13 protein-coding genes are annotated in these 15,508 nt (G+C 54.8%); 8 read left to right on the top strand and 5 right to left on the bottom strand.

The window, feature by feature from the left end:
• Positions 1-29 precede the first annotated feature (29 nt).
• The 7 genes from recF to ACR0D6_RS14765 all read left to right on the top strand — a co-directional run bounded on the left by recF (position 30) and on the right by ACR0D6_RS14765 (position 8,939).
• Complete coding sequence (gene recF / locus ACR0D6_RS14795) at positions 30-1,127, top strand: DNA replication/repair protein RecF (protein WP_480766047.1); 1,098 nt, start codon at positions 30-32, stop codon at positions 1,125-1,127.
• A gap of 106 nt (positions 1,128-1,233) precedes the next feature.
• Positions 1,234-3,651: a DNA topoisomerase (ATP-hydrolyzing) subunit B gene (gene gyrB / locus ACR0D6_RS14790; RefSeq protein WP_480766046.1), complete on the top strand. Its 2,418-nt coding sequence runs from the start codon at positions 1,234-1,236 to the stop codon at positions 3,649-3,651.
• Positions 3,652-4,025: 374 nt separating this feature from the next.
• Complete coding sequence (locus ACR0D6_RS14785; RefSeq protein ID WP_480766045.1) at positions 4,026-5,180, top strand: flavin monoamine oxidase family protein; 1,155 nt, start codon at positions 4,026-4,028, stop codon at positions 5,178-5,180.
• A gap of 257 nt (positions 5,181-5,437) precedes the next feature.
• Positions 5,438-7,063 (top strand): winged helix-turn-helix domain-containing tetratricopeptide repeat protein, encoded by a 1,626-nt coding sequence (locus ACR0D6_RS14780; protein WP_480766044.1) that lies wholly within the window; start codon positions 5,438-5,440, stop codon positions 7,061-7,063.
• 201 nt (positions 7,064-7,264) lie between these two features.
• Entirely contained in the window at positions 7,265-7,771 is a 507-nt protein-coding gene (locus tag ACR0D6_RS14775; RefSeq protein WP_480766043.1) for a DUF6647 family protein, read from the top strand.
• Positions 7,714-8,418, top strand: a complete 705-nt coding sequence (locus tag ACR0D6_RS14770; RefSeq protein ID WP_480766042.1) for an amino acid synthesis family protein — start codon at positions 7,714-7,716, stop codon at positions 8,416-8,418. The genes ACR0D6_RS14775 and ACR0D6_RS14770 overlap by 58 nt, the downstream gene beginning before the upstream one ends.
• A 77-nt stretch (positions 8,419-8,495) precedes the next feature.
• On the top strand, positions 8,496-8,939 hold the full coding sequence (locus ACR0D6_RS14765) for an ester cyclase (RefSeq protein ID WP_480766041.1): 444 nt from the start codon (positions 8,496-8,498) through the stop codon (positions 8,937-8,939).
• Between the two features lie 436 nt (positions 8,940-9,375).
• On the opposite strand, the gene ACR0D6_RS14760 is transcribed toward ACR0D6_RS14765, so the two are convergent.
• From ACR0D6_RS14760 to ACR0D6_RS14740, 5 genes are all read right to left on the bottom strand, one after another.
• Complete coding sequence (locus ACR0D6_RS14760) at positions 9,376-10,425, bottom strand: adenylate/guanylate cyclase domain-containing protein (protein WP_480766040.1); 1,050 nt, start codon at positions 10,423-10,425, stop codon at positions 9,376-9,378.
• A 221-nt stretch (positions 10,426-10,646) separates the two neighbouring features.
• Positions 10,647-11,462, bottom strand: coding sequence for an SDR family oxidoreductase (locus ACR0D6_RS14755; RefSeq protein ID WP_480766039.1), 816 nt, complete (start codon positions 11,460-11,462; stop codon positions 10,647-10,649).
• A gap of 16 nt (positions 11,463-11,478) precedes the next feature.
• On the bottom strand, positions 11,479-11,670 hold the full coding sequence (locus ACR0D6_RS14750; RefSeq protein WP_480766038.1) for a hypothetical protein: 192 nt from the start codon (positions 11,668-11,670) through the stop codon (positions 11,479-11,481).
• Positions 11,671-11,768: 98 nt separating this feature from the next.
• The gene (locus ACR0D6_RS14745) at positions 11,769-13,955 is read right to left on the bottom strand and encodes a xanthine dehydrogenase family protein molybdopterin-binding subunit (protein WP_480766037.1); all 2,187 of its coding nucleotides are present in this window, start codon (positions 13,953-13,955) and stop codon (positions 11,769-11,771) included.
• 3 nt (positions 13,956-13,958) lie between these two features.
• Positions 13,959-14,423, bottom strand: coding sequence for a (2Fe-2S)-binding protein (locus tag ACR0D6_RS14740; protein WP_480452789.1), 465 nt, complete (start codon positions 14,421-14,423; stop codon positions 13,959-13,961).
• Positions 14,424-14,550: 127 nt separating this feature from the next.
• On the opposite strand from ACR0D6_RS14740, the gene ACR0D6_RS14735 reads away from it, so the two are divergent.
• Entirely contained in the window at positions 14,551-15,123 is a 573-nt protein-coding gene (locus tag ACR0D6_RS14735) for a TetR/AcrR family transcriptional regulator (protein WP_480452788.1), read from the top strand.
• Positions 15,124-15,508: the final 385 nt, after the last annotated feature.

Raw genomic sequence — 15,508 nt, 5'->3', positions numbered from 1 at the left:
GGGATATTTCTGGCAAGAGGAAAAGAGGTATGTTGGCGCTTACCTCTTTGACCATCTCTCACTTTCGCTCGCATAAGATGGCGCGGCTTTCTCTGGATCACCGTCCGGTGGCCATCCATGGCCCGAACGGGGCCGGAAAGACCAACATTCTGGAAGCGGTTTCCCTGTTTTCACCAGGTCGGGGTATGCGGCGGGCAAGTGCTGCCGAAATGACCCGGCGACCGGAAACTGTGGGCTGGAAGCTAACCGGGTTGCTGAATGCGCAAGGCCAGCAATACGAAATCGAAACCTGGTCCGAAGGCGGTGCTGCGCGGCAGGTTCGGATCGACGGCAAAGCAGCAAGCCAGATTGATTTGGGAAGACTGGCCCGCGTTGTCTGGTTGATCCCGTCAATGGACAGACTTTGGATCGAAGGGGCGGAAGGACGTCGACGGTTTCTGGACAGAATTGCGCTGAGCTTTGATCCGGCACATGCCGAGGCATCGCTGACTTATGAAAAGGCCATGCGTGAACGTAACCGTTTGCTGAAGGAACAGGTGCGCGATGCGCATTGGTACAGCGCGCTGGAAACTCAGATGGCTGAAGCGGGCAATCGAATCCACACATCCCGCGTTGCGGCGCTGACCCACCTGAGGGCCGCGCAGGATCAGGCCGAAACAGCGTTTCCCTCGGCTGAACTGGAATTGATGCAGACCGAAGGTACGATGCCCGAAACCGCGGACGATCTGCGGGAAGCGCTGGCAGAGAGCCGGTTTCGCGATCTTGCTGCCGGGCGGAGTCTGGTCGGGCCTCATCGTTCGGACCTTTATGGTGTGTTTGCCGCGAAGGGAATTCCTGCAAAGGACTGTTCGACCGGCGAGCAAAAAGCGCTGTTAGTCTCGCTGATCCTGTCCAATGCTCGGGCTTTGGCGCAGATGCAGGGCGCGCCGCCGATCGTGTTGCTGGATGAGGTCGCTGCCCATCTGGACGCAGGGCGACGGGCGGCGCTGTATGACGAAATCTGCGCATTGGGTGCGCAGGCCTGGATGACGGGAACCGGGCCTGAACTGTTTTCAGAATTGGCTGATCGGGCTCAGGTTCTAGAGGTTACGGAAGCCTCTGGCACGTCGCAGGTTTCGCCTATCTGATTTCCGTCTGAAATTGCACGCCTGAACACACAAAATCTGGGGGGATCGCGTGACAATCCCCACCAGAGAACGTATAAGTTACCAAAATAATATAGGTACTGACGGCATGTCCGACGACACACAGGCACACCAGGAATACGGTGCTGATTCCATCAAGGTTCTCAAAGGGTTGGAGGCGGTTCGCAAACGCCCCGGCATGTACATCGGAGATACCGACGATGGCTCGGGCCTGCACCACATGGTCTATGAGGTGGTCGATAACGGCATTGACGAGGCTCTGGCCGGCCATGCCGATCATGTGACCGTCAAAATTCACGCCGATTCCAGCGTATCCGTCAGCGACAACGGACGCGGGATTCCAGTGGATATCCATGCCGAAGAGGGTGTCAGCGCCGCCGAAGTCATCATGACCCAGCTGCATGCCGGCGGGAAATTCGACAGCAACTCGTACAAGGTCTCGGGCGGCCTGCACGGTGTGGGTGTCTCGGTCGTCAACGCGCTTTCCGACTGGCTGGAATTGCGCATCTGGCGCAACGGCAATGAACATGTCGCACGGTTTGAAGGCGGCGAGACCGCGGAACACCTCAAGATCGTCGGAGAATGCGGCACACGAACCGGCACCGAAGTGCGGTTTCTGGCATCGACCGATACGTTCTCGAATCTGGAATATTCGTTCGAAACGCTCGAAAAACGTTTGCGGGAGCTGGCCTTCCTGAACTCGGGCGTCCGGATCATCCTGATTGACGAGCGCCCTGCCGAACGGCTTGAGACCGAGCTGTTCTATGAGGGCGGGGTCAAGGAATTCGTCAAATATCTCGATCGTTCCAAAACCGCAGCGATGCCCGAGCCGATCTATATCAAGGGTGAGCGCGACGACATCGGCGTTGAAATCGCCATGTGGTGGAATGACAGCTATCATGAGACGGTTCTGCCCTTTACCAACAACATCCCTCAGCGCGATGGCGGGACACATGTGGCCGGATTCCGGGGCGCATTGACCCGAACGATCAACAATTATGCGCAATCAAGCGGCATCGCCAAGAAGGAAAAGGTGAATTTCACCGGCGACGACGCGCGCGAAGGCCTGACCTGCGTGCTGTCCGTCAAGGTACCTGATCCAAAATTCTCGTCCCAGACCAAGGACAAGTTGGTCTCGTCCGAAGTACGCCCGGCGGTCGAGGGGTTGATGAACGAAAAGCTGGCTGAATGGTTCGAGGAAAATCCCAACGAAGCTAAGACCATCGTCGGCAAGATCATCGAAGCCGCACTGGCGCGCGAGGCCGCGCGCAAAGCCCGGGAGCTGACACGCCGCAAAACGGCAATGGATGTGAATTATCTGGCGGGCAAGCTTAAGGATTGTTCGGAAAAGGACCCCTCCAAAACCGAAGTCTTTCTGGTCGAGGGGGATTCGGCGGGCGGTTCGGCGCAAACGGGCCGTGACCGGCGGACGCAGGCCGTTCTGCCGTTGCGGGGTAAAATCCTGAACGTGGAACGCGCCCGGTTTGACCGGATGCTGTCGAGTCAGGAGATTGGCAACCTGGTTATGGCGCTGGGCACCGGGATCGGGCGCGACGAATTCAACATCGAAAAACTGCGCTACCACAAGATCGTCATCATGACCGATGCAGACGTGGATGGCGCGCATATTCGTACGCTGTTGTTGACGTTCTTCTACCGACAGATGCCCGAGCTTATCGAAGGCGGATACCTTTATATCGCGCAGCCGCCCCTGTACAAAGTTTCGCGCGGCAAGTCCGAAGTTTATCTGAAGGACCAGATGGCACTGGATGACTACCTGATTCATCAGGGGGTCGAGGGTGCAGTGTTAAAGCTCGGTTCAGGCGAAGAGATCGTTGGTCAGGATCTGACACGTGTCGTAGAGGAAGCGCGGCAGCTCAAGCGTGTGCTGGACGCCTTCCCGACCCACTATCCGCGTCATATTCTGGAACAGGCGGCTGTTGCAGGTGCATTCGTGCCTGGCGCCGTGGATGCGGACCTGCAGGGTGTGGCGGACAAGGTTGCCGCACGGCTGGATTTGATTGCGCTGGAATATGAACGCGGATGGCAAGGCCGGATCACTCAGGATCACGGTATTCGGCTGGCGCGTATTCTGCGAGGCGTGGAAGAAGTCCGCACATTGGATGGACCGATGTTGCGGTCCGGTGAGGCCCGCAAGACAGGCAGCTTCACCCAAAGCCTGCAAGAGGTTTATAACAACCCGGCAACTCTGATCCGCCGTGACCGCACCCAGATCATCCATGGCCCTCTGTCCTTGCTCAAATCGATCCTGGACGAAGGCGAAAAAGGCTTGTCCCTGCAGCGCTACAAGGGCCTGGGCGAAATGAACCCCGACCAGCTGTGGGAAACTACACTGGACCCGGATGCGCGGACACTGCTTCAGGTGCGCGTGGACGATATGGTCGATGCCGATGACCTGTTCACCAAACTGATGGGCGATGTGGTCGAACCGCGCCGTGAGTTTATCCAGAAAAACGCTCTAAGTGTGGAAAATCTGGATTTTTAAGCAGGTGTAGGTGTGCGCATATCCCGTCGCACACCCCATAAGTTTGCGTAGTGCACCCATAGTTTGCGCTATGCGATTGTCTGCCGTACCGATGAATTGGATCAGTTTATGGCGTAGTCGTTGCGGTTAGCGAACGCGTTCATAATTCAGTGGTTCCTTGGATTTGGTTGAAGCACTGTATTTTGCGTCCGAGTTACAGAACTGCCTCGGCAGATCTATGTCGGCTTAGCCCGCGTTTTGGAACCTGCAAAGTCTAGTTTTGAATGTCCGCTTGGGACTGCTCCGGGTTTCCTGACATAGTCAATAGACTGTGGAACGTTGGGCATAGCTGGCGATGATTGACCAAAGCTTTGCTGAGGTGTGATGGTCCCAAAATGATTGACCGAAGAAAATTCGCAACCGCGTCTCTGGCGTTTGTGGCAACAAGCCCAACTGTCTTGCGAGCTCGCCAACCCAAACGCGTAATTGTTGTAGGGGCTGGTGCCGCTGGGATGACGGCGGCATATCATCTGAAGAGCGCTGGTATCGATGTGCAGCTTCTTGAAGCCTCAAACCGCTGGGGAGGTAGAATCCGACGCCTCTCGAATTTTGCTGATGTCCCGTTGGACCTTGGTGCAGAATGGATCCACGATGAACCTACGGTCTTAGGTGAAATCATTGGCCGAGGCCCAGACACGCTTGGTGTTGGTACACTTGAGTATCGGCCCGAAACCTACCAATTCTGGCACAATGGGCGGTTGCGCGATTTTAACTTGCTTCGGCATGCCTACGCCGAGGTCAAGTTCTACGATACGACTTGGTACGGGTTCTTTGAACGCTTTGTTTTAGCGAGGGTCAAAAACAATATTCGATTGAACACGCCAGTTAGCTATGTCGATTTGAATGGCGACGGCATCACAGTTCGAACACATCGCGGGCAGACATTCCAAGCAGATAAAGTGCTTGTCACAGCGCCAATCTCCATGTTGCGACAGGGGCAAATCGTGACCTCCTCAGCCGAGGTCAACGCAAGGATCGAGAAGTTGCGTGATTTTCAATTTGGCGTCGGGTTCAAGGTCTTCATGAAGTTCCGCGAGCGGTTTTACCCCGACATACTGTTTGAAGGATCCCGAAGGAGCGTGCTTTCCAATGGATGGTCCGAAAAGACCTACTACGACGCTGCTTTTGGAAAACCGACGGATGAGAACCTGCTGGGGTTGTTTACGGCTTGGGACACAGCAATTCCGCGCTCTGAAATGAACCACTCGGAATTGGTGCAAGACGTCCTGCGAGAATTGACTGAGATCTTCGGTAAAGTCGTACGCGACAGCTTCGTTTCGGCACAAGCGCTCAACTGGTCCAAAGAGCCGTTCATTGGAGGTAGCTATTCTATGTCCAATCAAAGTGCTTCGGACATAGATGAAATTCTCCGGCCTGTTTTGAACAAACTCTTCTTTGCAGGAGAGGCACTTGGCGGCGATGCTCAGTCAACAGTTCACGGTGCAGCATTCTCCGCGATCAACGCCGTGTCGCTCCTTCTTCAGACATAGTTAATTCTTCGGCCTTAATTAAGTTTCCGTTTCATAACGCGACTTGAAATCTGGAATGTCGGGTTTAGGCTGGGATGCCAGCCAATCGAGTTGAACACCAAGAACGGTCACACCGAACGCTAAGCGCGCAGTTTGTCACACTCGCAAAGCGTCAACACGGAACATCATACCCAGAATTTTTGCAAAGCTGGCGCAGTGGCATGCGGAATGCGGTATAGTCTTATTACGTTATTCCAAGATGCTTGCCGGTGGCTCCCATGAGCGAGAATGATATCGCGGTTAAACCCTCCACAGTTCAAATTGGTGATCTACGTTTCGATGTGCAATCTCACGATCTGTTGGACGCGTCTGGCAATCGGGTCAAACTACGGAACAAGAGCTTGGAAGTTCTCGCATGTCTTGCCAAAAGACGCGGCCAAGTCCTGACCAAGTCGGAAATTCTCGAATCCGTGTGGCCGGATGTGACTGTGTCGGATGAGAACCTGACACAGTGTATTGCAGAAATCCGGCGCGCCATTCGGGACCGTGAGCAAACTCTCCTGACAACACATATTGGAAGGGGATACTGCCTAGAAGCAGACCAGCCAACCTTTCGGCAGCACCACTATCGGATACAGGTCGCAGCGGCGGGCACGGTGATTGCAGCCGTTTTTGCGGTTGTAGTTTGGCTTATGTGGCCAACATCTCAGGCTGATGGACCACCGAGGATCGCAGTGCTGGCATTTGATGATTTGAGTGCCAGTGAAGACAGCGGATATCTTGGAGATGGTGTTGCAGAAGGTCTCTTGACGGAGTTGTCGCGATACCGCGAGCTCGCGATCATTGCCAGAAACTCCAGTTTCAGCTTCCGCGACAGCGGGCTTGGCATTTCGGAAATAGCTGACAAGCTGCGCGCCGACTACGTGATCGAAGGCAGCAAGCAAAAGGCAGGCAATCGGCTCAAGATTACAGTCCAACTCATAAACGGGCACGATGGGACGCATGTCTGGGCTGAAGATTATGAATCGGACATCGGCGATCTGTTTGATGTGCAAAATCGGATTGTACGCGAAGTCACCAACAAAGTCGGACGCGAAGTTACCCGCAAGCCCCCTTTGAGAGGTGGGCGCGAAGCGGTCGGGGCACTTCACAGCTACATCAAGGGCATGCAGCACTTTCAACAGGACACGATTGCCGGAACACTGGCAGCGCGTGATCTGTTCGACGAAGCCGTCAAAAATGACCCAACTGCGCCTTTTGGATATATTGGCCTGACTTGGGTACACTGGCGCGACCTCTGGTCAAATGAGGTTGATCCAGATTTGCCGAGGAGCGAAAAATTAGCGCGAGCCGAGGACCTTGCCGAAAAGGCTCTGTCGCTCGACCCAGAATATCATTTGGCCCATGTTGCGCGGGCAGATGTGCATATCGCCGCAGGGGAACTGGAAGAAGCGGTTGTACGATATTCGGTCGCGGGTGAATTGAACCCAAACGACGTTCTGGTCATGGTTGGCGCGACGGATGCATTGGTGTTCTTGGGTCGGGAAGAAGAAGCTATCGCGCTTCTTGAGAAAGCAATCGATCTCGATCCGGTTACCCCTGGTTGGTATTTCCACCAGCTCGGCTGGGCTCAGTGGAGTGCCGGGCAGTGTGATGATGGCCTGGAAACGATGACGCGGATGCCGAGCATACCAAATAACGCCCTCAGAGTCCTGGCAGCGCTTCAGATTTGCAGTGGGGATACCGAGGCTGCGAAAAAAACGATGCAACGTTTCAGGAAAGCAAATCCCGGACGGACGGTTACCGAAGAGATTGAATTTTTTGGTGAGAGTTGGCGGGACCCGGCCAAGATGGAGCGGTGGGCTGACGCTATGCGTTTGGCTGGCATGCCCTACGGCTCTTGATCACCTTTGAGAAACTAACCCGAAAGCGGTACTTCCCCCATTTCTCATACAAATTTCAGACCAATTTCACTCTGATCTCACGACACTCTCGATCGTCGAACCTATTGGTTGCGGGTATCCGCGATCATAAACGCGACGTTGCTTAAGCATGGCGCAGCTTCATTGCAGGTCGCGAAAGCAGATGATCTGCGGGGGACTGTCATGGGTAGGTTTGGAAAGAAAGTTGTATTTCTGGCAGCTATTTTGGTCATGGTTTCGATTATGCCTCATGGTGGCAAAGGTCAGTCAATATTGCCGTCCGATCTTGTTGAAGCACTGGAATCGTGGATTGACCGTGAGACAGATTTGCCACGGCGTAATATCGCGCCGAACATAAAATTTGCTGACAGCCATTCGGCAGTAGACGCTAGTGAGCCAGCAATGGCTATAGGGCGCAGAACTCGTGGGCTCTATGATCCCGCCACTGCAACGATCACTCTGATAAATCCCTGGAGCGTCGAAAATCTAAACGACCAGTCTGTTCTTCTGCATGAGTTAGTACACCACCGACAGTCGGCAGCGAACTGGACGTGCTTAGGTGCAATGGAACATCCAGCATACAAGCTACAGGAAAAGTGGCTGAACCAGTTCAATCTAGCGCTGGATGTGAATTGGATCGCTATCGTGCTTGCGGCAAACTGCGCACCACGCGACTTCCATCCCGACTGACTTCGCGAAACATTTTCTGCATTAAACAGGGAAATTTGGAAGTCGACGAGCAGCCGATTTGTCAGCACTATGCCTCATCTAGGAAAATGGGGGCATCCATGGTCAAGACGCGCAAAATAGTCATAGTGCGAGAGCACATAATGTCTGATGCCTTCGGTGAGCCATGTGAGGCGGTGTGCCGTGTTGCGGCTGCGGCAGTTTTTCCGAATCCGATGGCAGGTCGTTTCGACGCTGACCTCACTCCGCTTTTTGAAATCGGGGTCGAGCTTGGTCAACAACTCGCTGAACAAGCAGTGTCGCAGCTTAACGGTCCACCAGTATCTTATGGAAAGGCTGCGATTGTTGGAGTTTCCGGAGATATGGAGCACGGCGGCGCAGTCATACATCCCAGGCTCGGCGCTCCGATGCGTGCTGCAGCGGGTGGTGGCGAAGCAGTCATTCCATCCAACGTCAAAATTGGGGCGGCTGGGACTTCAATCGATTTGCCACTAGGTCACAAGGACAACCCCTGGTCCTTCGATCATTTCGATACAATGACACTTTGTGTGCCGGATGGGCCTCGTCCCGATGAAATAGTCATGTTTTTGGCGTATGCTGATCGCGGCCGTCCTATCCCGAGATGCGGAAGCGGACCCGTCAAGTCATAGTAATTTTGTGGTCATTCGCTTCCGATGAGTGGCCTTCGAAGTATCGGCGCGCGCGTGTGCACACTTTCCGGACTTAGATGAGAGGTATCAAAGTTTTGCACCCCACAGAGAAAGTAGTTCGGCAATTTCATGAGTCCTGGGATTTGCGTGACCCCGACCGAGGCGCAGCTGTAATTGCCGAGGATTGTGACTTTGAGGACATCGCGCGTGGCGAGAAACTTCTGGGAAAGGAAGCATACAAAGCAGATTACCACCGCTGGCGTGAGGCATTCCCCGATGGGCTGTGCAAGGTTGAGAATGTCGTGGTTAGCCAATGCGGCGAGTGGGCTACTGTCGAGTTCCGAAACACGGGCACCCACACCGGGACGCTGCATTCAAGCCTCGGAGATTTCCCGCCAACAGGAAGGCGGGCCGAAGTCCGCTATTGCTCGGTGATGCGCGTTAAGGACGGGATGGTGGTGGAGGGACGAGATTACTATGACAGCGCCACGATTGCGCGACAACTTGGTCTGGTTGAATAGCGCATTGGATCAAGCTGCGGTTAAATCCACACTCAAATGTCGCTCCGCTCAGATAACTACTTTGTCCGAATATCGGCATCTGCAAAGCTGTTATTATAATGTCCGCTAAGGGCTGACCTCGTTCACCTGGCAAAGGCATCCGCTTCGGTTATTGACGGCTCGCGGGAAGCATCCAGTGAAACACGTAGGGGATCACAGGAGTGGGTTCGGCACTTCGCCGATTCCCTGAACGTCGCGCAGCCTCAGTTTGTTGCGCTTGCAGTAGTAGCAGATGTGCACCGCGAGCCGCGCAAGCTTATGCGCAAATGCTGCGTACGATTTCTAGCGAGCACACTGTGAAATTACTTAGGCAGAGACAACTCTGTCTGTTGTATGAGGATAGCCGATAGGCATTGCCCGCACGTTTCGAGGCAGGCGTGATTTTGAATCTAAGACGCTACTCAAACCGGTATATGCACGCATCGATATCGGTACTGGCAACGGTGACACTTCGCCGTTCCTTAAATTCGAAAGTTCTGGTCAAACGTGACGCAAAATCCTCCGAAACCTGAACTGTACCGGGAACGCCGGTACTTTCCATCCTCACCGCTACATTTACCGTTTCGCCCCAAATATCATAAGCAAACTTTGCTTTTCCGATAACGCCAGCGACGGCAGGTCCGGAATGCAACCCGATCCGGACGACAAGAGGGTTACCGGTGTCAGGTCGACCAAAGTTCTTTGCAGCGGCCAGTATGTCGCGCGCAAGATCCATGGCCCCGTCTTCCGGGTTGGGATGAGGTTTCGGCGCACCGACTGTGATCATAATCGCGTCACCGATAGTCTTAATCTTTTCAGCGTTGTGTTGTTCGATGAGATCATCAACCGCCACGAAGAACTTGTTCAGAAAATCGACGATCTTTGCCGGTGCCTGTCCTCGGCTCATTTCAGTAAAGCCAACGATGTCGACAAACATAACGGCAACACGCGAATGTTCGTCTGCAATCTGATCTTCTCCGGCCTTTAACCTGTCAGCGACAGTCACGGGCAGAATGTTGTGTAATAGGCGCTCGCTTTCGCCATGCGCAATCTCAAGCTCTTTTTCCGCCTTTGAGGCCGCTCGAATGAATGGCACCACCATCGCCAGCATCAACATCGGCCATGTCACGACCCGCATAGCGAGATCCCCGGGCGTGACCTGAAAATGGGGATAAAGGGGCGCATGGGTCAGCATGTACTCCTGTGTGAACACGGCCGCCGTCAAAACGAGAGCAGAAAGAACCAGGGATAATATCAACGGATAAAAAGGCTGCACATAAAGCAGAACCAGAATCAGCAAAATTGCATCCAGAGCACCGAACTCGGTGCCGACAGAAATCGTCGCAGCTATCGCGTGGGATACAAGCTCGGCCAGTGCGAACCAATAGGCCGAACGGAACCACCCCCGATACAAAAGCAGCATGCATGTTGTGAACACGATGACGCTGCCAACGTTGAACCAGGCCATGAGCCAAACTTCCCGGTCCAGGAAAAACAGTATCGACAGGCCATGAGTGACACCCGCAAGGAAATAAAAAATGCGCCATTAAACGAAATATCTGGCGACTTCCCTGGAAACCCAAACAGGAGCTGTGGTTACAGCGTTAAGTCCGCGCTGGATTTTGGGAGTGCCCCGGCCAGCAAAGCTGGGGACACTCCTTCTTAGCAGATTCAATTGACCGCTTTCTTTCACAAACCGATCTGCTCTTTGATACCACCGATGAAGGTAGCATCGTCAGCAGCCTTCCGATTGGTCAGCAGGAAATCGGCATCCTGCCCTGCGCGATATCGTAGAGTTTTGGTGCCATCGGTCACTGCCGCCCAGATCACTTCTGCCACTACTTCAGGAGGGGACGGCGGGAACGCCTGATTTGCGAAAGACCCCATAACGGCGGTTACGACACCTTGATACTCCTCAATGGCTGGCTCATTGGCAAAATCAAAGCTACGCCCGGAGAAGTCCGTTGCAATCATGCCCGGTTCCACGATCTTCACTTTTACGCCGATGGCCTCCAGCTCGTAATGCAGAGCCTCAGAGATGCCTTCAACGGCAAACTTGGTACCGTGATAGAGCGTGCCAAGCGGAAAGGTCATTTGCCCACCGATGGAGCTGATATTGACGATGGTGCCGGATTTCCGGGCGCGCATATGAGGCAGAACCGCTTTGGTCACTTCCAGTAGACCGATGACGTTTGTATCGAACTGGCGGCGGATACGGTCCATGTCGAAGTTTTCCAGCGGACCGTAAGCTCCGTAGCCCGCATTGTTCAGAAGAACATCAACTCCGCCAAACTTGTCGAGCGTGACTGCAACCGCGGCTTCGATGGACGCCGGATCGGTTACGTCAAGACGCGTCACCAGAACGTTGTCCAGAGCGGCCAGTTCTGCACCATCGTCGGGTTTCCGCATGGTGGCGACGACATTCCAGCCCTGAGCTTGGAAGTGCTTTGCGGTTGCCTTGCCAATGCCGGTTGAAGCACCGGTAATCAAAATTGTCTGGGCCATTTTCGTTTCCGTTTGTTCACGTGAGTTGAGTTCTGCGCGTATGGGTGGTGCTTGGATTATGCGGGGAAGTGGGCGTTTGCGCCGCCGCGATGGCGGTTTTGCCTTCATAGCCTCGTAGTTGAGAACCGGCTTCCTCCGCTTGTTCCTGGGTCGCGCCGGTCATAAAGGCGCGACGTTGCAGATTTGTGTTTTCAGTTTCGTCGGACACAACTTTCTCCTTCAGGCGCGAAGCCTGTTGTTTGGTTGGTCAGTTTAGAGGGGAGTGGCTGGCGGGCTACAGGAGCCCGCTAGCTGGAGGAGGCAATATCAGACGAAGGATACTCCATTGGCTGACATGGGAAGGTGCGTTACGCGCGTTCCGGAAGCCGCCGCAATCGCATTGGCGAGCGCAGGAGCAGCGGGCGGGGTGCCGGGTTCACCGACGCCTGTTGGGGCTTCGGCGGAGGGAACGATATGCACCTCGATTGCTCCGATATCGCTGATGCGAAGCGGCTCGTAATCCGGGAAGTTGGACTGATCCACCGCGCCACCGGTCAGGGTGATTTGGTCGCGCATCACGTGACCGATGCCATAGCCAGCGCCGCCCTGAATCTGAGCTTTTACGACGTCCGGGTTTACCGCAATGCCGCAGTCTACGGCACAGGTGACCTTTTCGATCTTGATGCCACTGTCTGCATCGCCAGACACTTCAACCACTTCAGCTACGTACGAGCCAAAGGACTTGTGTACCGCGATACCCTGAGCGCGACCGGCGGGCGCATTTCCCCATTTGGCCTTCTCCATCGCCAGTTTCAGAACGCCCGCTTTACGCTTTTGATCAGCGTTGCTGTCATCGGCCAGATGGGCCAGACGAAACTCGACCGGATCGCGGCCAGCAGCTTCGGCGGCTTTGCTCATCATGGTTTCCATCACGTAGGCCGTGTGGGTGTGACCCACCGAACGCCACCACAGAACTGTCGTTGCCTTGGGCGTATCCGTCAAACCCAGCGCCATGCCGGGGATCGAATAGGGGCTGTCTGCAATACCTTCGACCGAGCTGTGGTCGACGCCATCGTGTACAGAGAACGCTTCGAATGCGGTGCCCTTCATGATCGACTGACCGGCCACCTGATGCTGCCATCCAACGATGTTGCCCTGACCATCCAGGCCTACACGGACCTTGTGGCCAAAGGCTGGGCGGTAATAACCACTGCGGATGTCGTCTTCGCGAGTCCATACCAGTTTCACCGGGCGGCTCCGGTCGGTGATGACAAAGGCCAGCGCGGCCTCGACCTGATAGTCGGCTTCCGGAGTTGCACGGCGCCCAAACGACCCACCGGCCAGCAACGTGTTGATCTCGATCTGCTCGGCTGGAAGTTGGAATATCTGTTGCAGGGCGTAATGAACGCCAGTCGGTATCTGGCAGGCGTCGTGCATTACGATTTTGCCATCTGCCGTCTGCTCGATGGTGCAGTTCATCGGCTCCATCGGGGCGTGAGCCAACAGAGGGAAGTAGAAGTTCTCTTCCAATATCGTGTCCGCACCGTCAATCTTCGCCGCGACCGCTGCTGCATCCGCTTTGTTCACATTGTACTGAGGCTCGGTGTCCAGAGCGGCGCGAATTTCAGCCTCGATCTGATCCGAGTCACGTGTCTCGGCCGCAGACAGATCCCATTGGACTTCCAACGCCTCACGCGCCTGAATGGCTGCCCATGTGTTTTCAGCATAAACTGCAACACCGGCCTGATTGGGTAGAGTGGCTGCGTTGATGAAGCCCTTGATCTCCTTCGAGGCGCTGTCGTCGAATCCTACGACGACGCCGCCACGCGATTCCGGACGTTTGATCATGACGACCATCTGGTTCGGCAGGTGCATGTCCATACCGTATTTCGCCTGACCATTGCCCTTGATCGGAGAATCCTTGCGGCGCACAGATTCGTTGCCGATCAGGCGGAACTCAGACGGATCTTTCAGACGCGGCTCGGTAGGGGCATCAAGTTGGGCAGCCGCTGCAACGAACTCGGCGATCGGAGCCGACTGTTCGCCTGCTTTGACGACCCCTTCCTCAATGGTGATACCCGACGCGCCCACACCCCAGGTCTGAGCCGCCGCAGCGATCAGCATCTCGCGTGCAGCAGCGCCAGCCTGACGGTATTGCTGCCACGAGTTTGCCATGGCGGTTGACCCACCAGAGCCTTGGACCTGACCGAAGAGCAGGTTGTTGTAGAGCTGTGGGTTCGATGGGGCGAATTCGTATTCAATCTGATCCATGTTTGCGCCGATTTCTTCGGCGACCAGAGTCGGCAAGCCGGTTGCGGGCCCCTGACCCATCTCAAAGTGCTTGACGATCACGGTCACGGTACCGTCGGCATCGATCTTCACAAACGGGTTGAATTGAGCGCTTTCCAAAGGCGCGGCAGCGAGTGCGCCATCAGGGCGTGCACCGACCAGAAGAACGGCACCAGCGGCGGCTGCGCCTTTCAGGAAACCACGGCGGGAGGTGTTGACGGTCATGAATCAGGCCTCCAGAATTTCAGATGCGCGTTGGATACCGGCGCGGATGCGTTGATAGGTGGCGCAGCGGCAGGCATTGCCCCACATGTATTCGTCGATCTCTTCGACGTTCGGCTTGGGGTTTCCCGACAACAGGCCGACAGCAGACATGATCTGCCCTGACTGGCAATAGCCGCACTGGACCACGTCCAGTTCAACCCACGCTTGCTGAACAGCCGCACCGATTTTGTCTTCGTTCATCGCCTCGATTGTAGTGATCTCGGCACCTTCGACGTCTTCGATATAGGTTTGGCAGGACCGTACCGGCTCACCGTCCAGATGCACGGTGCAGGCGCCACAAGACGCGACACCACACCCAAATTTGGTTCCGGTCAGCTTCAACTCGTCTCGGATCACCCACAGAAGTGGTGTGCCCTCCGGCGCTTGAATATCGCGCATTTGACCATTGATCTTCAAGCTAGTTGGCATGTCGGCTGTCTCCCTTTTGGATTCGCAAAGCATCGGCATTTCTTGACTGGAATGGACAGGTAGACTCAAATACTACTTTTGTCAACTTGTGCTTTACAAGTAGACGTCTCGGGTCTAGATCGGTCACATGACGATGAACGAGAAGAACCTGAAAATCGTAGAGGCTGCGTTTGGTCTATTCGCCCATTATGGCGTGGCGAAAACGTCTATGACTGAGATCGCTGCCGCATCGAAAGTGTCGCGCCAAACGCTGTACAAAGCATATGAAAGCAAAGAAGATTTGATCTTCGCAGCCCTTCTTCACTACGCTGAGAAAACAAAGGCTGAAATCGAAAGTGACTGCGCAACAGCAACTGATCTTGAAGATCGGCTCGACATACTCTTCAGGCATATGTGCGCCGCCCCTTTCGACGCCATGCAAAGGTTACCGCACCTCGACGAGATAATGGAAATTGGCGCCAACCTCTCACCAGAGCGTGTGAAACAGATCAAGGGCAACTACCTTGGAGCAATCGGCGTTGTGTTGGCGCCCTTCGAAAAGGATTTGAACAGCGCGGGTGTCGACCTGTCGCAACTTCAGAACATGATCAAGAGCATGTTTACACAGATCAAGCGTGACGCAAGCGACGCTGAACATCTCAAAGACCTTTTTGATCCTTTACAAGCAATGATAGCTTTCTGTGTTCGGGGCAGGCCTTAACGGCGCACTTGGGGTGCCAGGCGAACCAAATTGGTGTGGGTAGTATCAACTGCGTCAGCCCACGCGATCAATCTCTGTAAAAGCGATCACAAGCTTAAAATTGGCCAATGGTCATTTTTAGTGAAATTAGGCTGAGGTGCCGCTGCCTCACACATCCGGCAGGGTCGGGAAGATGAATACATCACCGATCGGCACAAATCCCGACTATCGATACGTCGGGCGGCATCCCCGATACAAGCAGCCGCTCTGATTGCACTCATTACCATGCCGGGCGAAATACAGACTTTCTCTGCGGCGGCAAGATTATTGCCCACCAGATGACAAAGCGGATTTTTCAGCTAACCGACCGAAAAAATCCTGTTGTCGGCCACATTCCGGACCGACC

The sequence above is a fragment of the Ruegeria sp. BJ6 genome (assembly GCF_056537885.1).
Note: the sequence above shows the minus strand (reverse complement) of the source record. Positions and strands in the feature narration are given on the sequence as shown.

Coding starts and splice junctions, on each gene's coding strand:
- recF (WP_480766047.1), top strand. CDS start 30: ATGTTGGCGCTTACCTCTTTGACCATCTCTCACTTTCGCTCGCATAAG.
- gyrB (WP_480766046.1), top strand. CDS start 1,234: ATGTCCGACGACACACAGGCACACCAGGAATACGGTGCTGATTCCATC.
- ACR0D6_RS14785 (WP_480766045.1), top strand. CDS start 4,026: ATGATTGACCGAAGAAAATTCGCAACCGCGTCTCTGGCGTTTGTGGCA.
- ACR0D6_RS14780 (WP_480766044.1), top strand. CDS start 5,438: ATGAGCGAGAATGATATCGCGGTTAAACCCTCCACAGTTCAAATTGGT.
- ACR0D6_RS14775 (WP_480766043.1), top strand. CDS start 7,265: ATGGGTAGGTTTGGAAAGAAAGTTGTATTTCTGGCAGCTATTTTGGTC.
- ACR0D6_RS14765 (WP_480766041.1), top strand. CDS start 8,496: ATGAGAGGTATCAAAGTTTTGCACCCCACAGAGAAAGTAGTTCGGCAA.
- ACR0D6_RS14760 (WP_480766040.1), bottom strand. CDS start 10,425: ATGGCCTGGTTCAACGTTGGCAGCGTCATCGTGTTCACAACATGCATG.
- ACR0D6_RS14755 (WP_480766039.1), bottom strand. CDS start 11,462: ATGGCCCAGACAATTTTGATTACCGGTGCTTCAACCGGCATTGGCAAG.
- ACR0D6_RS14745 (WP_480766037.1), bottom strand. CDS start 13,955: ATGACCGTCAACACCTCCCGCCGTGGTTTCCTGAAAGGCGCAGCCGCC.
- ACR0D6_RS14740 (WP_480452789.1), bottom strand. CDS start 14,423: ATGCCAACTAGCTTGAAGATCAATGGTCAAATGCGCGATATTCAAGCG.
- ACR0D6_RS14735 (WP_480452788.1), top strand. CDS start 14,551: ATGACGATGAACGAGAAGAACCTGAAAATCGTAGAGGCTGCGTTTGGT.